Genomic DNA, 18860 nt, shown 5'->3' with positions numbered 1-18860 from the left:
GAGAAAGTCGGCGTCGCCGATTAGGTTTGCCACAAACCGATAAGGTTGGCCAAATAGCTCTATGCCGGCGCCAGATTTAAATGCACTCGACGAGGAAAAACCCGCCAGCCGCGAGTGGCTGAAAGCGGTGATGAAGCCGGCGCGCTCCGGCCTGCGGGAAGCGATTGTGGTTTCGCTATTCATCAACCTGTTGGCGCTGGCAGTGCCGATCTTCGTCTTGCAGGTCTATACCCGGGTCGTCTTTAGTAACGGTATTAGTACGCTCTATGGCCTATTGATCGGCGTTTTGACGGCGCTTCTGTTCGATTTCATCATTCGACAAGCGCGCAGCCGCATGCTGCAGCGCGTGGCGCTCAGAATCGACGTCTCGCTCGGACGCTCGCTCTACGACAAGATCTCCTCCCTGCCTCTGCGCACACTCGAAAGCCGCCCTTCCGGCTTTTGGCAAACCTTGTTCCGTGATGCCGAAGTGGTGCGCAATACGTTCTCGGGCTCCTCCGCAGTGCTGTTGACCGATCTGCCGTTTGCCGTGCTGTTCGTGGTGGTCATCTATATCATCGCGCCGCCGGTGGTGTGGGTGCTACTGATTGCGCTTCCGGTATTTATCATCGTCGCCATCATTTCCGGCCGAATGATGGAGACTGCGACCAAGGGGGAGCGCCAAGCAGGTATCGGCCGAGACGCGTTTCTAACGGAATTATTGCAAGGCCGGTCTACGGTTAAGGCCCTAGCGCTGGAGAATGCAATAAAGCCGGCGTGGGAAGACAAGCATGCCGATACCATTGAGCGTGCCCTAGTGCGCGGCGGGCGAACCGACACGTTCAGCAATATCGGCGCCAGCCTCACCATGCTGACCACCATCGCGCTGGTGACCGCCGGCGCACTCGCGATTATCGATCTGAGGCTCACCATTGGTGCGCTGATCGCCTCGACCATGCTCGGCAACCGAGTTATCGGCCCGTTCAATCAGCTGGTTGGCAATTGGCGAAACTACGCTAATTGCCGCCAGGCGCTGAAGCGCCTCGATGCAGTGTTCTCGCTCGCCGAAGATCGAACGGAGCGAAGCATTCGCCTGGATCGTCCCGAGGGCCGCCTAACTCTTGAGGCGGTCAGCTATGGCTATGAAGAAGGTCGCCCACCGGTAATCGACAATCTCTCGATGGAGGTCAAGCCGCCCGGCATACTTGGCGTGGTCGGGCGCAACGGCTGCGGTAAGACGACCCTCCTCAAAATGATGCAGGGCCTCTACCCCCCGACCAGCGGAAGGGTGCTGCTCGACGGCGGCGACACCAGCCAATTCTCACGCCACGATCTCGCCACGTGGATCGGCTATGTGCCGCAGGAATGTTTTCTCTTTGCCGGCACGATCCGCGAAAATATCGCTATTACCAATCCCGAAGCGAGTGACGAGGAAATCGTCAGGGCGGCGACGCTGGCCGGCGTGCATGAATATGTTATCGACTTGTCCGACGGCTATGCCACTGAGATTGGCGAGGCCGGCTCGCGGCTCTCCGGCGGGCAACGCCAGCGCATTGCCATCGCCCGGGCGCTGCTGCCGGATCCGCCAATCCTGCTACTCGATGAGGTGTCAGGTAATCTCGACATGCAGGCGGAAATCGCCCTGCGCGATACCCTGAGCGAATTGGCGCGCGACCACACGATCGTCGTCGTGACGCACACACCCGTCCTCTTGCGCGCCTGCAACGCTATCATGGTACTTGAGCGCGGCCGCATCGCCATGGGCGGGCCGACACAAGAAATTTTGCCGCGCTTGTTTGGCGGCACGCCGCGCCCGGCCGATGCGACGGTTGAAGCCCAACAAAATAACGTAGCCCAGGCTGCAACAGCGGAGAAATCTTCATGAACCGGCTGGATAGGCTCGAAAGCAAGGCCAGCGCCAAGGGCTGGAAGCGCAGCGCCTTCCTCATCACCATCGCGATCGCCATCCTTCTCGCTTGGGCCAATTTTGCCGAGTTGGAAGAAGTGGCCGTTGCCAGTGGCGAAGTCGTGCCACAGGGCCAAGTCAAGATTATCCAGCATCTCGAAGGCGGCATCATTAGCCAAATATTCGTCACCGAGGGCGCCACGGTAAATGCCGGCGATCTTCTGTTGCAGCTTGATCGCGGTATTACCGGATCGAACCGAGATGAAATTGAGATCGAACTCGATAGTCTAATTCTGACCCGGGTACGCCTTGTCGCGGAATCTCAGGGCACGGTACTGGTCTTTCCGGAGGCGCAAGCGGCGCGGCGCCCTGAAATGCTGCGGGCGGAGAGGCAAACCTATGAAGGACATAAACTTGAGCTTCAGAGCACCGTTGCTGTTTTGCACGAGCAGCAGCGCCAGCGCGAGCTCGATGTCCGCCAAATTCGCTCTCAGCTCAACTCGATTAAAAACAATTTGGCCCTCACGCTCGAGCGTTTCGCAATGTCAGAGGACCTTCTCGCCGAGGGTCTGACGCCAAAAATCGACCATGTTCAGATCAAACAGGAGATCGAGAAATTGCAAGGCGAGATGGAGGAGCTCAAATCCGCTATCCCGCGCGCGCAAGCGAGCCTTGCCGAAACCACGGAGCGCATTAATGAAGAACAATTGCGTGCCACGCGGAACGCGCTCGAAGAAATGAGCGCGATTGAGCGGCGTATCGCGGAGGTCCGGGAAAAACTCGGCCGCGCCACCGACCAGGTCGTGCGCACAGAAATATCGAGCCCAATTGATGGCGTGGTCCAGAGCATGCGCCACCACACCATCGGCGGCGTGGCGCAGCCTGGAGAGCCGTTGATGGAGATTGTACCGACCCAGGAACGCCTCGTCGTTGAAGCGAAGCTCAACCCAACCGACATCGGCTATGTCCGTGTCGGTCAAAGTTCGGTAGTCAAAGTCTCCACTTATGATTTTTCACGCTACGGCGGACTTGAAGGCCGGGTTGTTTCTATTTCGCCCGATTCGCATGTCGATAGCGCCACTGGCCAGAGTTATTTCCGAGTTATTGCCGAGACAGATAGGAATTACCTCGGTGTTGAACCCGGCGACCTGCCCATCGCACCCGGCATGGAGGCAACGTTAGATATCCACACCGGCTCGAAGAGCGTGATGCAATACCTGCTGAAACCCGTCATCAAAGTTCGGTCGGAAGCCTTCCGAGAGCGCTGAACCCGCATGTCTGCGCGGCTATCACCGGGCGTCACCATTTTCTGATCTCACCGCGGAACAACACAACACGGAACGACAAATGATCGATGAAATTCGACAAGCGCGTATCGACCTTGCCGCCGCCTACCGGCTTGCTCACATGCACGGCCTCAGCGAAGGGATCTGCAACCATTTGACCCTGACGGTTCCCGGGCAGCCCGACAAGTTTCTATTGATCGGCCACGGCACCCATTGGAGCGAAGTCACGGCCAGCAATTTGCTCCTGGTCAGCCTCGATGGGGAGGTGTTGGAGGGCGACGGCGTAGTGGAAGACACCGCCTTTCACATACATGTACCGATCCACCGCAAGCGGCCGGACCTGCGCTGTATTATGCACACCCATCAGCCGCAAATGCTCGCCCTTGCGATGATTGAGGACGGCGCAATCGAACCGATAAACCAAAATGCCATGCGCTATTACGGCCGTATCGCGTATGACAATAATTATACAGGGGTTGCCTTCGACACGGCGGAGGGCGAACGCCTCGCCGGCGTCCTGCAGGACAAATCAATTCTCTTGATGAGCAATCACGGCGTCCTGGTCGGAGCCACCTCCGTGGCGAGCGCCTATGACGACCTTTACTATTTGGAACGCACGGCCAAGGCGCAAATTCTCGCCATGAGCACCGGCAGCCCGCTCAAGCGGATTCCCCAAGAAATATGCGAAAACACTGCGCGGCAATTGCGGTCAGATAACATGCACCGCTTCGCCAACGATCACTTCAATGCGCTGAAACGTGTGCTCGACCGCGATCAACCGGATTACCGGGACTAGGTGCGCGGGGCGGCACTTAGTTCTCGGGCGCGTTGCTCACGCGCGGCGGAAAGCAATATTCGCCTTCACGCCGGAGCGCTTCACAAAGTGTCACCGCCGCGCTTTCGCTTACTAAGGCGGCAGCTTCGAGCCGCCACAATTCGACGTCTCCCTCGTCCAATTTCAACGCCGTATATTTAGGTCGCAGACCTCCGAAAAGCGTTGGATACCGGGCATTCAATTTTTGCCATGCCGCTTGGGCCGCCTCTTGGCGGTCGAATGTCGCTAAGAGTAAGGTGAAGCCCGATTCAGCCGGGGTCCCGTCCTCGGCAGCGCTACTTTCGCCCACTTCTTCTTCGAGGGCGGCCAACGGCACTTCGAACTGATTGTCCTCGATTAATATTTGCAGGCGCTCCGCGCGCTCTGGATTGGGCGCCGGCGCGGTGGCCGGTAATTCGGTTGCGCGATCGGGAGGCGGAGGCTCTGGCGCGGGTGCGCTGGCCAAAATTTCCACCGAACCCTCTACCGGCACATCTATCATTTTCAAACGTTGAAGAGCGCGGCCATATCGTTGCCTCGCTGAAAGACGCAACCAGGCGATGCCGAGTTCCCGGTTGGGTGCGACGCCGTCACCGCCCAAGTAAAGCGCCGCCAAATTATACTGCGCTTGGGCGTTTCCTTGATCGGCAGCGTTTCGGTAAAGCTCGGCCGCCCGTTCGGGGTCGCGCGCGACGCCGTTGCCCTGTTCGTAGAGAGACCCCAAGCTGAGTTGCGCCTCGGGCATGCCCTGCTCCGCCGCGCGGAGATACCACTCAGCAGCTTTCTCTGCATCCGGCGGCACACCACGTCCGCCCTCGAACATCATGCCGAGGCCGAACTGAGATTGCGCATCGCCGAGGGCTGAAAAGTCCATCCAGATTTCGCGGGCGCGCCGATAATCGCCGTCGAGAAAGGCGCTCAAGCCCTCATCGAAATCCGCCGAAACCGGTGCCGCCAAGCAAAGAATAAGCGCCCAGGCAATTATGAAAAGCCGATTTTTGCTGCGAGTTACGTGCTGCATTCAAACTGTATATCATTAATGCTGGCACGCCGCGACGCCTGCGGCCAGGACCGGTAGAATTGACCTCTGCCCTATAGCGCAATGCTGGAGAGAAGGAAAAACATCACATGGCGAAAGAAAGAAAAAAGGGCGCTGTGCTTAAACCATTGCCTGCGGAAGCTTTGTGCAGCCTTTGCGATCCAGCGCAATTCTCATTCACCACCACGGCGGAACTTGAGGACCAGGTTGAAATCGCTGGACAGGACCGCGCGGTTGGCGCTGTTCGGTTCGCCCTTGGCGTAAAGCAGGAAGGCTACAACGTATTTGTCCTGGGCCCGGCCGGCAGCGGAAAACATGCCGTCGTCCGAAAGCTACTGAAACAACAAGCCAAAGACGAAACCACGCCTTCCGACTGGTGCTACGTCTACAATTTTGAACGCAGCCACAAACCCTTGGTGCTGGAACTTCCGGCCGGAGACGGCGCGCGGCTGCGCGATGCCGTCCACAAATTGATCGAGGATTTGAAAACCGCCGTCCCGGCGATATTCGAAAGCGACGAATACCGCAACCAGCGCAAGATCATCGCTGACGACGTCAAGCAGCGGCAGGAAAACGCCTTCCTGCAAATTCAGCGCGAGGCCGGCGAAGTCAATATCGCCATCATGCAAACCGAGAATGGCATCGCGTTCGCGCCAACGCATGAAGGCGAAATTCTGCCGCCCGAAAAACTCAGCGCCATGAGCAAAGAAGAACAGGGGGAACTGCAAAAAAATATAGGCGAGCTGCAAAAACGATTCCGCGACACCATGATGATGGTACCCCAATGGGCGCGCGAAGCGCGGGAAAAATTTCTCGCGCTCGATCGCGGCGTCACCAGCGTCGCGGCCACATCCATGATCGAGGAGACTAAGGCGCAATTTGCGAACATGCCTCGCGTACTCGAATATCTGCAGGCCGTCGAAAAGAATGTGGTCGATAATGTAGGACTCTTTCGTGGGGCACAGGAAGGCGGCACCAACATGCCGGCCGGAGCGTCTGGGCCTATGCCTGGGCAAATGCCGACCAGCGAGCCCGCGGACCATGAAGCGCCATTTCGGCGCTACCGCGTCAATCTCATCGTCGACCGCTCCCTCATCAAAGGCGGCCCCGTGGTTTATGCCGACCATCCGACCTATCAGGAATTAGTCGGCAGCATCGAGCATGTCGCCGAAATGGGCATGCTGACGACCGACTTTACCCGCATCAAATCCGGCGCGCTTCACCGGGCGAATGGCGGCTATCTAATGCTCGATGCACGCAGCATTCTGATGGAACCGTTCGCCTGGGAGGGGCTCAAGCGGGCGCTTCGCTCACATGAAATCCGCATTGAACATCCAATCCAATCCGCCGGTGTTATCAGCACTCAATCACTCAGCCCCGAACCGGTACCGCTGCAAATTAAAGTGGTCCTCATTGGCGACAGACAGCTCTACTACATGCTCGATCAGGGCGATCCTGATTTTGCCGAATTGTTCAAGGTTACGGGCGATTTCGACGACAAGATCGAGCGTACCAAAGAGACCAACTTGATGTATGCCCGTCTGCTCGGCACCTTGGCGCGACGTGACGGAATGCGGCCGCTGGCCAGCGGAGCCGTCGCCCGATTGTGCGATCACAGCGCGCGTCTCGCGGCAGATTCAGAGCGGCTTTCGACGCAGATACGCCACCTGAGCGATTTGGTCCGAGAGGCCGATTATTTCTCTGGCGAACGCGGTCATGACGTTATCGAAAAAGATGATATCGACATGGCAGTTGAAGAAGCGCTGCGCAGGGTCAGCCGCATCCGCGAGGCCATGCAGGAACAAATTCTGCGCGGCACGGTGCTGATCGATACCGACGGCGCGAAGGTTGGCCAGATAAACGGCCTGGCTGTTCTGCAAACCGGGCGCTTCGCATTCGGCAAGCCATCACGCATTACCGTGCGGTTGCGCATGGGCGTCGGCAAAGTGATCGATATTGAGCGCGAGGTGGACCTGGGTGGGCCGCTGCACAGCAAAGGTGTGCTCATCCTGAGCAGCTATCTGGCTGCCCGATATGCCACCGACCGTCCGCTCTCCCTCGCCGCCAGCATTGTTTTCGAGCAATCCTATGGTGGCGTCGATGGCGACAGCGCGTCATCGACAGAACTATACGCCTTGCTGTCCGCGCTCGCCGATGTGCCGATCAAGCAGTCGCTGGCTGTTACCGGCGCGGTCAATCAAAATGGCGAGGTCCAGGCCATCGGTGGGGCAAACGAAAAAATCGAAGGGTTTTTTGATATCTGCAAAGCGCGCGGGCTAACCGGCGAGCATGGCGCCGTCATACCTCAATCCAACGTCAAGAATTTGATGCTGAGAAACGATGTCTTAGAAGCAGTGCGCGACGGACAATTTCATGTCTATGCGGTGTCCACAATCGATGAAGGCATCGAGATCTTGACCGGTGTGAAAGCCGGAGAACGCGACACGAAAGGGGCATTTCCGCCTGATTCCATCAACGGCCTAGTCGAGGCGCGGCTTATTCAATTGGCGGACCAGCGCCGCGCCTTCGCGCGCCCAGACTCAAAGGGCAGCAAAGCAAAACCATAGCTCGGACTAGTAGGCAACAGGCGTCGGGTCGAGGCTGCGCCAAAGATGCCAGGTTGCCACTGAGCGCCAGGGCTGCCAGCGCTCGGCGAGCTGTTCGATATCTGCGCGCGCCATCGCGTCACCGCCAGCGTAATGACGCTCACAGGCGCGAATCAGACCGATATCGTCAAGCGGCAGGACATTGGGCCGGAGCAAATGAAATATGAGAAACATTTCTGCCGTCCATCGGCCGATTCCGCGCAGAACGAGAAGTTCTGCGATGACGCCCTCATCGTCTATTTTGGGCCACATCGAAGGCGCCACGCCGCCGTCCAAGAACGCCACAGCGATATCGCGGATATAGGAAGCTTTGCGCCGCGTCAGCCCGGCGCCGTGTAGTTCAGCTTCGTCCCGGGCCGCGACCTTCTTCGGCGAAATGCCGCCGACCGTCTCTTCCAGCCGATTCCAAATACTGTCCGCCGCACGCACCGATATTTGCTGCCCCACGATCGAGCGCACAAGAGTGACAAAGGGATCGCCCTGTCCGATCAAACCGCCGCGCCCACAGCCCTTGATGATATCCGCCATCACTGGGTCCGCGGCGCTCAATTCCTTTTTCGCGCGCCGCCAATAGGAAGGGTGGCCGGTCGGCCCGCTGGCCCATTTTGGCATGTACTATTTCCACAAACATGTCTCGGGAGAGCGGGAGTCTAGGCGGCGACGGCAAGCTTGCCAATCGCCGATATGAAGATGCAAGAGGTTTTGGCCGAACGCAGGCTAGCCGCAACAGCGGCCTGACGATATCAAACCAGCAGGCAACGGTGGCGGCTCTTGATGCCAAGAGCCGCCGATGCCGCGCCCTAAATCTAGTTTATCTCAACCACGTTTGCGATGTGGCGCGTTGGCCCGTTTCGGACGTTTTGGCGGCTTATCGCGAAAGCCGCTGACCTGCGCTTGGGCGCTGGCCCCGAGCAAGCGCGCATCGCCGCCCGCGATCACGAAATCATATCCCCGCTCGTAGGTCCAACTGAGCGTATGTCCGGGGCGGATGACGGTGCCCATCAATTTGTTGGTCTTGCGCATTTTGCTTTCGGCGCGCTCGAACAAGGCGGTGACTTTGGGATTCTCAAGGTCAAGCATATGTCCGATACTGGCCGAGACATCGCTCGGGCCGAGAAACAACATGTCGACGCCGTCCACCGCTGCGATTTCTTCGATATTGTTGATCGCCTCTTCAGTTTCAATTTGGCACATCAGAAGCAATTGCTTCGGCCATGCATCGAGATATTCGCCAAGCCGCGCGCCCCAGCGCGAACAACGCCCAGCATGTGGCGCGACTCCGCGAATGCCGACTGTCGGATAGCGGCAGGCATCAACCGCCGCACGGGCCTCTTCAGCATTTTGGATATAGGGCACGAGCACGCCCATCACGCCGATATCGAGCGCCCGCTTGATATAGACGGTATCGTTCCACGGCACCCGCATCATCGGCGTCGGTCCAGCCTCGGCAACCGCCTGCATCAACGAAATGGCATTGAGGAAATCGCCCGGACCATGCTCATGATCCAGTACGACGGCGTCATAGCCGGCATTGGCGACGATTTCCGCGGCAATCGGGCTGCCCATCGAAAGCCAGGCGCCAATCGCGGGATCGCCCTTGAGAAGTTTTTTCTTGCAGGTGTTGATTATCGCCATCGAATATTATCTCCACAATTCGGTTTGAAGTTCGTGGCGCCGAGCCTAGCACGCGGTACCGACAGCCCAAAGCCCGCCACGTTGTTTTGGCGTTCGCACCAGAGTAGGTTCAGGAATCCGTTGATCTAGGCGTGTGACAAAGGTTCCCAGTGGCGTATCAGATATCGCGCAGACATCCGGGTCCGGTCGGAAAAGAAGACGGCGGCTCGACATTCGTCATTGAAGACAGCACATCCCAACTGGTGAGCGTCGCGGCACGCCTGTTCGCTCGCGCGTTGCAATCGCGCTTTGCTGAGCATGATGTGAGCGCCGGCCAATGGCCGTTGCTGCTTTATCTCTGGGAAAAGGACGGGCTCAGCCAAAAGCAACTTAGCCGGCGCGTCCAAATCGAAGAGCCCACCACCACGCGAACTCTCGACCGAATGGAACGCGATGGGCTGGTGCGCCGGGTGCGCGACGAAAACGACCGGCGGCGCATTAATGTCTTTCTCACCGAGCGCGGCAATCTGTTGCGCGACGAATTGGTGCCTTATGCGCTGGAGGTTAACGCGCTGGCGACCCATGGCCTTTCAGAGCAGGACAAGGCCAAGATCAATTCTCTTTTGACTTATATGATCGCGCGCCTGGACTGAACGGCTACACCACCGACACGCTATTCACGAATTTCCAGTCGGGGGCGCGCGCTCTCAGTCTGTTCGCCGAAAAATTACTAAAGCACCGGCAGCGCAAGGATTTGCCCGGGAAAGATCATGTTCGGGTCGAGTATCTGCGCCCGATTGGCGCCAAATATCTCAGTATAATAAACGCCACCGCCGTAGGCGCGCCGGGCAATGCGCCATAGGCTGTTGCCAGGTTGAACCACGACCAATGCATCACCCAACGAAAGTTCCTCTGGGCGGGCGCGGCTGATGGGCGTCTCGATGCGGGCGAGGACGGCCCCCGTCTCATCCACTTTGTCGATGCGCAGGCTATGCTGGCCGGGCACAACTTCTTTCTCCGGTGTAAGCTGCCAATCGCCTTCTTCGCTGGCCTGGGCGCTGCCAATATATTCTCCGTCCACGTAAACATTCACAATTGCATTGGGTTCGGTACGCCCGGCTAGAGTTACCTCGCCCTCGGAATCATAATCTAGGCTGCGAATGCTGACTTCCGATTCGTTGCCGATGCCCTCGCCGGCGACCTCGGGGCTTTGCAGAACGCGGCTGGGACCATCGCCGGTGCGCTCAACCAGAACTGCCAACACGCCGTCTTCGGTTTTCTCTTCACCCGGCGCCGTGCCCGCGGTTTCGGCTTCCCCCGCCCCGACCGCCGACTTATCTGGCAGAACCGGCACGGACAGCACGACAATCTGCTCGGACTGCATTCGATCGCCGTTCGGTAAATCCTGCACGAGAGAAAGCTCGCGGTCTCCGCCCTCAAGGTTGTTATCTGGCACCAGCACCCATTCACCCCGTTTGTCGGCACGCACCGTGCCGATCGGAATACCGTCATCCAGCACCGTTACCTCGGCACCCGGCTCCGCCCTGCCCGCTATGACTGCCCGGCCGCCCGGTGAAACCCGCACCACGTCGAAACTGGGTGGTGTCACCATCGCGCCTGCGGTGGGTGGTTCCTCCTGTACGCGAATCTGTTCTTCTAAATTCGTCTGCCGGATTTCTTCAACGTCCGATCCGGTCGCGCCTGAAGGCTGGTCGGTCATGGTCTCGGCGATTTCGGATTGAGTGTTTTCGGGCTCGGAAATTTGATTGCCAGCGGAAGCGGAATCGCTTTCTACGGATGCCACGCGCACGGGCGCTCCGTCTTCCTCATCGCCGCCCGAGAGGAATACGCCAAGCACAACACCAACGATGATCGCCACTAGAACGATCAGCACCAAGGCTCTTAAGTTGCGTTTCACGTGGCCTCGTATTTCGTCGCGCGAAAAACCGGACTATACCATCAGCGCCGGGCGCAACAAGGCATCATGGGTTTAAGCTACCACTCATCATATTGGGAACTGGCGCCGTGGCTCTTGGCGCGCTTCACCGCATGATGGATCGGCGGCACCGTCTGAAGATACGTCGCGATGGCGAGCAAGTCTTCTTTGCTCAGATGACGCAGACCGTCTTCGATGACATCGCGCATTTCGCCCTGCACATCGTCACCATCCGGCTTTAAGCCTGTCTGAAAAAAGAACACCAGATCGCCAATCGACCAGGCGCCGATGCCGGTTTCGGTATCCGGCGTGATATTTGGCACCGTGCCGCCGGGTCCGTAGCGCGATCCGGCCAGCGTTTTGCCGCGCTTGAGCCCGCCCGCCATATTGCGCGGCGTGTGGCATTCGGCACAATGCCCGAGCACATCAACCAGATATCGGCCGCGCTCTTCGGGCTTCGTAAAGGGGGCATCCGGTGTCTCTTCGGCCGGCGAAAAAAACAGCCAGCGCCACGGGTAAATTGAAAACCTCCAGGAGAACGGAAAGCGTAATTCCTGGGCGCGATTCTCCTGCCGCACCGGCGCGGCGGTGAAAAGATAAGCCTTAATATCCAACATGTCCTGGCGCTGCATGGCGCTAAAGGAGGCGTAGGGAAATGCTGGATAATAAGTCCGGCCCAGCGGCGATTCACCGTGGCGCATGGCATGGATGAAGTCGGCATCGCTCCAGCCGCCGATGCCAGTTTCGGAATCCGGTGTGATGTTACTGGAATAGAAAGTGCCGTAAGGCGAGAGAAGGGCGCGTCCGCCAGCCAGAAATTCGCCCTTGCCGTCCTTCTGCGTGTGACAGCTTATGCAGCCGGCAGCGCGCACGATGTATTCGCCGCGCACCGCGTCTGCCGCCTCGGACCTAGCGGTCCCGGGAGAGCCGGCGAGCAGCGCAACCAATATGAGCGCAAACGGGGCCCAAAGCGTCTTAATCTGCCCGATATTCATCATTCAGACAGGAGCCGAAGAGATAGCAGCAGGAGGAAGTCGCCTATTTCTTTTTACGAAACGGCTCGTGACAGCCTCCACAAGCCTTACCGACTTCGCCCGCGGCAGCGCCGACAGCTGCCATATCGCCAGTTCCGGCAGCGTTCGCCAATTTATCGGCGGCCGTTTTCAAGGCCATTGCGGCGGCCTCGAACTTGGGCCAATCCTGCCAGATCGAGGGCAGCGCAGCGGTATCGCCGTCACCGCTTCCCTGTGGGAATATGTCCACCATCATCGCCGCGCCGTCGGAAATGGCGCGTGCATTGGCGGCAATGTGCCCGCCATAGGAGGTTTCGCCTTTGAGGACGCTGAATATGTTGGTTATGTGCGACGCGTTCGCCACCATCACCTGCTTGCGGTATTTGATGACATTGGCTGGATCGTCGGCGGCGGCCACAGGCGGCGTCAACGACGTAATGCCGATAGCTCCGGCCACCAGGATCGCCAAAGTTAGTCCAGATAACCGAAACATATTCGCCCTCCCAAATTTCTTCATTACACGAACGCTAACCGCCGCCATGAGCAGGGTAAAGCGGCTTTGCCCACTGCCGTCATCATCTTATCGTGAACAGCGCCAGCAACAAACTTCTTATGCCGCTGACTGGTATCTCACGCTGCCACGTTGTATGACCGCCGCATGAAACGGATTGAAACGCTCTGCGTCTATTGCGGCTCCAGCAAGGGCAAGGACCCGCGTCACGCTGCCCTTGCGCGCGGGCTCGGCGGCGAAATCGCGGCGCGCGGCATATCTCTGGTCTATGGCGCCGGCGGCATCGGCCTGATGACTGAGGTTGCTGATGCCGTGCTAGCGGCCAACGGACATGTCGTCGGCGTCATTCCGCATCATTTGGCGCGCGAGGAATTGCAACATAGCGGGCTTAGCGAAACCATAGTTGTGGACAGCATGCATCAACGCAAAGAGATCATGTTCAAACGCGCCGACGCCTTTGTCGTTTTGCCCGGCGGACTTGGCACACTAGACGAATTTTTCGAGATCCTGACGTGGCGGCAGATCGGGCTGCACGACAAACCCGTGGTTATTCTCGAATCGGGCGGCTACTGGGCGCCGCTCCGGGCGCTTCTGGATGCGGTGGTGGCCGAGGGCTTCGCCCCGCCTTCGGCTCACGGTTTGTACCATGTCGCCGATAGCGTTGCGGAGCTGTTCAAATTCTTGGAGGCCGCGCCACCACCCGAAATCCCTGAGGCGCCGGAGCGATTTTAAGGTTCGCGTACGTCGGGGCCTTGACCGAAAAAGCGCCAATGCTATGGTGCCGCCGCCGCCTCTATGCGGTCAGCCGTTACTCTACACACCGCCCACCCTTCCGGAGAGCCTTTCATGGATAAGATCAAGGTCGCGAACCCCGTTGTGGAACTCGATGGCGACGAGATGACGCGCATTATCTGGCAGTGGATCAAGGACCGTTTGATCCTGCCGTATCTCGACATCGATCTGGCCTATTACGATCTTGGCATGGAATACCGCGACAAAACGGATGATCAGGTCACGATCGACGCGGCCGAGGCGATCAAAAAACATGGCGTCGGCGTCAAATGCGCCACCATCACGCCCGACGAAGAGCGGGTCGAGGAATTCGGCCTCAAAAAGATGTGGCGCTCACCGAATGGCACGATTCGCAACATTCTCGGCGGCACGGTATTCCGCGAGCCCATCGTGTGCAGCAATATTCCGCGCCTGGTGCCGGGCTGGACCAAACCCATCGTCATTGGCCGCCATGCGTTCGGCGATCAATACCGCGCCACCGATTTCGTTGTTCCAGGCCCGGGCAAATTGACCGTTCGATTCGAGCCAGAGGGCGACGGCGACGTGATCGAGCGCGAAGTTTTCAATTTCCCCAGCGGCGGTGTCGCCATGACAATGTACAATCTCGATGACTCGATCCGAGATTTTGCGCGCGCCTGCATGAAATTCGCGCTCGAACGTGGCTGGCCGCTCTACATGTCAACCAAGAACACCATCCTCAAGGCCTATGATGGACGCTTCAAGGACCTTTTCCAGGAAATATTCGAAGCTGAATATAAATCAAAGTTCGACGCCGCCGGTCTCACCTACGAGCACCGTCTGATCGACGATATGGTGGCGGCGGCGATGAAATGGGAAGGTGGCTATGTCTGGGCCTGTAAGAATTATGACGGCGATGTGCAGTCCGATACCGTGGCCCAGGGCTTCGGCTCGCTCGGGTTAATGACGTCTGTGCTGCTGACACCGGACGGCAATACGGTTGAAGCAGAAGCGGCGCACGGCACCGTGACGCGGCATTACCGCGCCTATCAGCGCGGCGAGGAAACCTCGACCAACCCGATCGCGTCTATTTTTGCCTGGACGCGCGGGCTCAGCCACCGCGCTAAGCTAGATGAAAACGATGCGTTGGCGCGGTTTGCGCAGACATTGGAGCAGGTTTGTGTTTCAACCGTCGAGGGCGGCGAAATGACCAAGGATCTGGCGCTCCTCGTGCCGGGTGACACCAAATGGTTAAATTCCAAGGATTTTCTTGAAGCGATCGCGCGTAACCTCGAAGCCGAGATGGCTTGAAGTTCAGGCCAAATTTTTCAAAGCTGCTTCTATAGATTCTAAGGCGGCATCGGCTTTGTCGCCATCGGGACCACCGGCCTGCGCCATGTCGGGTCGCCCACCGCCGCCAAAGCCGCCGAGAATGGCGGCACCCGCGCGCACCAGGTCGACGGCGCTCACGCGCGCCGTCAGATCATCGCTGACGCCGACCACCAGGGCGGTCTTGCCGTCGGTGACGGTAACGATGGCACACACACAGGAGCCGAGTTTCTTTTTCAGCGCATCCACCATGGGGCGCAATTCACGCGGTGGTGTCCCGTCAAGGCGTTGCGCAAGAAATGTGACGCCGCCAATAACACTGGTTTGAAGCGCCTTCTCGCTGCCGCCGAGCGCCGCCTGCTTGCGTAATTCGCGCAACTCGCGCTCGAGCTGGCGACGTTCTTCGAGAAATGCCGCGATGCGCGTAGCCAGATCTGCGGCAGTCGATTTAACCAGGCCGCTCGCTTCGACCAGATAATCCTCTTGAGCGCGCGCATGGCGACGGGCCGCTTCACCGGTGAGCGCCTCAATGCGGCGCACGCCAGCTGCCACCGCGGCCTCGGAAAGGATCGTGAACATGCCGATATCGCCAGCGCGCCGGACATGAGTGCCGCCGCACAGTTCAACCGAATAGGCCGATTCGCCATTCTCCCCCATGGAGACGACACGCACCTCCTCGCCGTACTTTTCCCCGAACAGCGCCAACGCGCCATTTTCCACCGCTTCTTCCGGTGTCATTAGGCGCGTGACCAACGATGAATTTTCACGAATGCACGCATTCACTTCGGCTTCTACCGCGTCGCGCTCCTCCGCGCTGATCGCCTTGGGGTGGCTGATATCGAAGCGCAGACGCTCAGGCGCGACAAGCGAGCCCTTCTGGCTGACGTGACCGCCAAGGTGGTGGCGCAAGGCGGCGTGCAGCAAATGCGTAGCAGAATGGTTGGCTCGCAAGGCGGCGCGGCGCGGCGCATCGATGATCAATGTTAGCGCATCGCCGATCTGGAGGACGCCGCTCTCCACGGTGCCCAAATGGACGATCAAGTCACCGGCGCGCTTCAGAGTATTGGTAACAATAAATCTGGCGCCTTCGGCGGAGGTGATCAGCCCATTGTCACCCATCTGACCGCCGGATTCACCATAGAACGGTGTCTGATTCAACACCAGTGCGGCTTCCGCGCCGGTCGCTACCTCACTCACCTGGGCGCCGTCTTGCACCAGGGCCAGAACAACACCCTCGGAGTTTTCCATTTCATAACCGAGAAATTCGCTCGCGCCGGTCCGTTCACGAATTTCGAACCACACCCGTTCCGTCGCCGCGTCGCCGGAGCCAGTCCAGGCCTTGCGCGCTTCGGCGCGCTGGCGATCCATGGCCCTGTCGAAACCGGCCGTGTCTACATCGCGCCCGTCGCGGCGCAATGCGTCCTGTGTCAGGTCGAGGGGAAAGCCAAACGTATCATAGAGTTGGAAGGCAACCTCACCCGGCCGGGTTTCGCCGTCGCCAAGCCGCGCAGTCGCCTCGCCCAATAGTTTCAGGCCGCGCGCCAGCGTCTGCTTGAAGCGGGTTTCTTCCAGTTTCAGGGTTTCGCCGATCAGCGGTTCGGCGCGGGCCAGCTCGGGAAAGGCCTGGCCCATTTCGCCGACCAATGTCGGCACCAGGCGCCACATCAACGGCTCGGTGCAGCCCATCTGATGGGCATAGCGCATGGCGCGGCGCATGATGCGGCGCAGCACATATCCGCGGCCCTCGTTTGACGGCGTCACACCATCGGCGATGAGAAACGCGCTGGCGCGCAAATGGTCCGCCACGACGCGGTGCGACACGACATGACCGCCCGCGGCCGGCATGCCGGAAACTTCAACGCTGGCAGCGATCAAATTGCGAAACAGATCGGTTTCATAATTGTCATGCGCGCCCTGAAGGATGGCAGCAATACGTTCCAGCCCCATGCCGGTATCGATGCTGGGCTTGGGCAGGTCGATACGCTCGGTCGCGGTGACCTGCTCATATTGCATGAACACCAAATTCCAGATTTCCACGAAACGATCGCCGTCTTGGTCGGCGCTGCCCGGTGGACCACCGGCGATATCGGGCCCGTGATCATAGAATATCTCGGAGCACGGGCCGCACGGGCCGGTATCGCCCATAGCCCAAAAATTGTCCGATGTGGGAATGCGAATGATTCGGCTGTCCGGCAGACCCGCGACCTTGCCCCATAGGTCAAACGCGTCCTCATCCTCGGCGAATACGGTGACCAGTAGGCGCTCGGCATCCAACCCGAACTCCTTAGTCACCAGATTCCACGCCAACTCGATCGCGCGTTCCTTGAAATAATCGCCAAACGAAAAATTGCCCAGCATCTCGAAGAAGGTGTGGTGGCGCGCGGTGTAGCCGACATTGTCAAGATCATTATGCTTGCCGCCGGCGCGCACGCATTTTTGCGACGTCGCGGCACGCTGATAGGCCCGCGTCTCGGCTCCGGTGAAGACATTCTTGAATTGCACCATGCCAGCATTGGTAAACATCAGCGTCGGATCGTTGTGCGGCACGAGCGGGCTGGACGCCACGACCTCATGATCGTGACTGCGGAAATAGTCCAGAAAATGGCTACGAATATCACTGACGCTTAGCATGACAAATCCGATTTAAGGCCGCTCAGCTCGACGCGCGGGTGTCTGCTGTTTAAAGCGCCAGGGATAGCCTGTCCAGCAAGGTGCGACAGAGGTCGTGCAAACGGAGAGAAGGCCGCACGGCGTTTTGTGCCGCGCGGCCTTCAAATCACTGTCTCACCGCGCGCGGTAACACCGCGCGCCAGAGCGTTTCGCCATCGGACGTTACTCGCCGACCGCTTCGGCAGTCTCAATCTCGATTGCCTTATCCGGCCCGCCGTCTCTGCCTTTCAAGGCCTCTATCTTGGTCTTGCCGCCGAGGCCGGCAATCTCGCGGATCGCCGCTTCAATGGAGTCCGCCATCTCCGGATTATCGGCCAGGAATTGCTTGGCATTCTCCCGCCCCTGGCCGATGCGCTGGCTGTCATAGGAATACCAAGAGCCCGATTTCTCCACCAGACCCGCCTTTAGGCCGTGATCGATCAATTCACCAGTACGTGAAATGCCGACGCCATACATGATGTCGAATTCAACCACCTTGAAAGGTGGCGCCATCTTGTTCTTGACCACCTTGACCCGGGTCTGGTTGCCGACCACTTCATCGCGATCCTTGATGGCGCCGATGCGGCGGATATCGAGACGGACGGAGGCGTAGAATTTAAGTGCGTTGCCGCCCGACGTAGTTTCAGGACTGCCGAACATGACACCGATCTTCATACGGATCTGGTTGATGAAGATGACCAGACAGCGCGAGCGCGAAATCGAGGACGTCAGTTTGCGCAGCGCCTGGCTCATCAGGCGTGCCTGAAGTCCGACATGGACATCGCCCATCTCACCTTCCAACTCGGCGCGCGGCACAAGTGCCGCGACGCTATCCACCACCACAATATCGACGGCGCCGGAGCGCACCAGCGTATCGGTGATTTCGAGCGCCTGTTCGCCGGCATCGGGCTGGGAAATCAGCAATTCATCGACATCCACACCAAGCTTGGAGGCATAGGCCGGATCGAGCGCATGTTCGGCATCGACGAAGGCGCAGATGCCGCCGAGCTTTTGTGCGCTGGCGATGGCATGAAGCGCCAAGGTTGTTTTGCCAGAACTTTCGGGGCCGTAAATCTCGACAACACGGCCGCGCGGCAAGCCGCCGATACCGAGCCCGATATCGAGCCCGATCGAACCGGTGGAAATAGCCTCGTGAACCGCCGTATCGTTTTGGCCAAGCTTCATCACCGAACCCTTGCCAAAATTACGTTCGATCTGGCTCAAGGCAGCCTCTAACGCTTTCTGCTTGTCCATTTCGTTCCTTTCAACGAGCCTCAATGCCGGGTCTGCCATCTGAACCTCCCTTATTTCATAGCTGGAGTGGGGATGCAACGGGGCCAATGTACATGATTTGTTCTCAATGGCAAGGGGTGTTGAATACTAGCCCGGATTATTCACGGCGTGTCGTGATAGGGTCGGTGAGCGTAG

At 58.9% G+C, this 18860-nt stretch carries 15 protein-coding genes; 7 read left to right on the top strand and 8 right to left on the bottom strand.

What is annotated here, in order from left to right; translation table 11 throughout:
* Window positions 1-61 precede the first annotated feature (61 nt).
* The 3 genes from O3A94_03685 to O3A94_03675 are packed head-to-tail and all read left to right on the top strand — an operon-like array spanning window position 62 to window position 3967.
* Window positions 62-1864 (top strand): peptidase domain-containing ABC transporter, encoded by a 1803-nt coding sequence (locus tag O3A94_03685; protein MDA1355352.1) that lies wholly within the window; start codon window positions 62-64, stop codon window positions 1862-1864.
* Window positions 1861-3153, top strand: coding sequence for an HlyD family type I secretion periplasmic adaptor subunit (locus tag O3A94_03680; GenBank protein MDA1355351.1), 1293 nt, complete (start codon window positions 1861-1863; stop codon window positions 3151-3153). Before O3A94_03685 ends, O3A94_03680 begins: the two co-directional genes overlap by 4 nt.
* 10 nt (window positions 3154-3163) lie before the next feature.
* Window positions 3164-3967: an aldolase gene (locus O3A94_03675; protein ID MDA1355350.1), complete on the top strand. Its 804-nt coding sequence runs from the start codon at window positions 3164-3166 to the stop codon at window positions 3965-3967.
* Window positions 3968-3983: 16 nt separating this feature from the next.
* Here O3A94_03675 and O3A94_03670 read toward each other — a convergent pair whose 3' ends face one another.
* Window positions 3984-4943, bottom strand: a complete 960-nt coding sequence (locus O3A94_03670; GenBank protein ID MDA1355349.1) for a tetratricopeptide repeat protein — start codon at window positions 4941-4943, stop codon at window positions 3984-3986.
* A 170-nt stretch (window positions 4944-5113) separates the two neighbouring features.
* Here O3A94_03670 and O3A94_03665 point away from each other — a divergent pair, with 170 nt between their 5' ends.
* Window positions 5114-7591 (top strand): ATP-binding protein, encoded by a 2478-nt coding sequence (locus O3A94_03665; GenBank protein ID MDA1355348.1) that lies wholly within the window; start codon window positions 5114-5116, stop codon window positions 7589-7591.
* 6 nt (window positions 7592-7597) lie between these two features.
* On the opposite strand, the gene O3A94_03660 is transcribed toward O3A94_03665, so the two are convergent.
* Window positions 7598-8242, bottom strand: a complete 645-nt coding sequence (locus O3A94_03660; protein ID MDA1355347.1) for a DNA-3-methyladenine glycosylase — start codon at window positions 8240-8242, stop codon at window positions 7598-7600.
* Between the two features lie 204 nt (window positions 8243-8446).
* Window positions 8447-9265 carry an aldolase/citrate lyase family protein gene (locus O3A94_03655; GenBank protein ID MDA1355346.1) on the bottom strand — a complete coding sequence of 273 codons (819 nt, stop codon included), beginning with the start codon at window positions 9263-9265 and terminating at the stop codon, window positions 8447-8449.
* A 149-nt stretch (window positions 9266-9414) separates the two neighbouring features.
* On the opposite strand from O3A94_03655, the gene O3A94_03650 reads away from it, so the two are divergent.
* Window positions 9415-9897 carry a MarR family transcriptional regulator gene (locus O3A94_03650; protein ID MDA1355345.1) on the top strand — a complete coding sequence of 161 codons (483 nt, stop codon included), beginning with the start codon at window positions 9415-9417 and terminating at the stop codon, window positions 9895-9897.
* Window positions 9898-9974: 77 nt separating this feature from the next.
* On the opposite strand, the gene O3A94_03645 is transcribed toward O3A94_03650, so the two are convergent.
* The 3 genes from O3A94_03645 to O3A94_03635 form a co-directional block, all read right to left on the bottom strand.
* Entirely contained in the window at window positions 9975-11162 is a 1188-nt protein-coding gene (locus O3A94_03645) for a LysM peptidoglycan-binding domain-containing protein (protein ID MDA1355344.1), read from the bottom strand.
* A 77-nt stretch (window positions 11163-11239) separates the two neighbouring features.
* Window positions 11240-12178, bottom strand: coding sequence for a cytochrome c (locus O3A94_03640; GenBank protein ID MDA1355343.1), 939 nt, complete (start codon window positions 12176-12178; stop codon window positions 11240-11242).
* Between the two features lie 40 nt (window positions 12179-12218).
* Window positions 12219-12686 carry a cytochrome c gene (locus O3A94_03635; GenBank protein MDA1355342.1) on the bottom strand — a complete coding sequence of 156 codons (468 nt, stop codon included), beginning with the start codon at window positions 12684-12686 and terminating at the stop codon, window positions 12219-12221.
* Window positions 12687-12851: 165 nt separating this feature from the next.
* Here O3A94_03635 and O3A94_03630 point away from each other — a divergent pair, with 165 nt between their 5' ends.
* On the top strand, window positions 12852-13436 hold the full coding sequence (locus tag O3A94_03630) for a TIGR00730 family Rossman fold protein (protein MDA1355341.1): 585 nt from the start codon (window positions 12852-12854) through the stop codon (window positions 13434-13436).
* A 114-nt stretch (window positions 13437-13550) separates the two neighbouring features.
* Window positions 13551-14765 carry an NADP-dependent isocitrate dehydrogenase gene (locus O3A94_03625; GenBank protein ID MDA1355340.1) on the top strand — a complete coding sequence of 405 codons (1215 nt, stop codon included), beginning with the start codon at window positions 13551-13553 and terminating at the stop codon, window positions 14763-14765.
* Between the two features lie 3 nt (window positions 14766-14768).
* Here O3A94_03625 and alaS read toward each other — a convergent pair whose 3' ends face one another.
* Both alaS and recA read right to left on the bottom strand, forming a co-directional pair.
* Entirely contained in the window at window positions 14769-17414 is a 2646-nt protein-coding gene (gene alaS / locus O3A94_03620; GenBank protein ID MDA1355339.1) for an alanine--tRNA ligase, read from the bottom strand.
* Between the two features lie 201 nt (window positions 17415-17615).
* Window positions 17616-18725, bottom strand: a complete 1110-nt coding sequence (gene recA, locus O3A94_03615; protein ID MDA1355338.1) for a recombinase RecA — start codon at window positions 18723-18725, stop codon at window positions 17616-17618.
* Window positions 18726-18860 lie beyond the last annotated feature (135 nt).

It is taken from the genome of Pseudomonadota bacterium (assembly GCA_027624955.1).
In the GTDB taxonomy this organism is placed as follows: Bacteria; Pseudomonadota; Alphaproteobacteria; order UBA828; family UBA828; genus PTKB01.
Note: the sequence above shows the minus strand (reverse complement) of the source record. Positions and strands in the feature narration are given on the sequence as shown.

What these genes read in the sequence shown, in the direction of transcription:
- O3A94_03685 (MDA1355352.1), top strand. Translation starts at nt 62, where the DNA reads ATGCCGGCGCCAGATTTAAATGCACTCGACGAGGAAAAACCCGCCAGC.
- O3A94_03680 (MDA1355351.1), top strand. Translation starts at nt 1,861, where the DNA reads ATGAACCGGCTGGATAGGCTCGAAAGCAAGGCCAGCGCCAAGGGCTGG.
- O3A94_03665 (MDA1355348.1), top strand. Translation starts at nt 5,114, where the DNA reads ATGGCGAAAGAAAGAAAAAAGGGCGCTGTGCTTAAACCATTGCCTGCG.
- O3A94_03660 (MDA1355347.1), bottom strand. Translation starts at nt 8,242, where the DNA reads ATGCCAAAATGGGCCAGCGGGCCGACCGGCCACCCTTCCTATTGGCGG.
- O3A94_03655 (MDA1355346.1), bottom strand. Translation starts at nt 9,265, where the DNA reads ATGGCGATAATCAACACCTGCAAGAAAAAACTTCTCAAGGGCGATCCC.
- O3A94_03640 (MDA1355343.1), bottom strand. Translation starts at nt 12,178, where the DNA reads ATGATGAATATCGGGCAGATTAAGACGCTTTGGGCCCCGTTTGCGCTC.
- O3A94_03635 (MDA1355342.1), bottom strand. Translation starts at nt 12,686, where the DNA reads ATGTTTCGGTTATCTGGACTAACTTTGGCGATCCTGGTGGCCGGAGCT.
- O3A94_03630 (MDA1355341.1), top strand. Translation starts at nt 12,852, where the DNA reads ATGAAACGGATTGAAACGCTCTGCGTCTATTGCGGCTCCAGCAAGGGC.
- O3A94_03625 (MDA1355340.1), top strand. Translation starts at nt 13,551, where the DNA reads ATGGATAAGATCAAGGTCGCGAACCCCGTTGTGGAACTCGATGGCGAC.
- alaS (MDA1355339.1), bottom strand. Translation starts at nt 17,414, where the DNA reads ATGCTAAGCGTCAGTGATATTCGTAGCCATTTTCTGGACTATTTCCGC.
- recA (MDA1355338.1), bottom strand. Translation starts at nt 18,725, where the DNA reads ATGGCAGACCCGGCATTGAGGCTCGTTGAAAGGAACGAAATGGACAAG.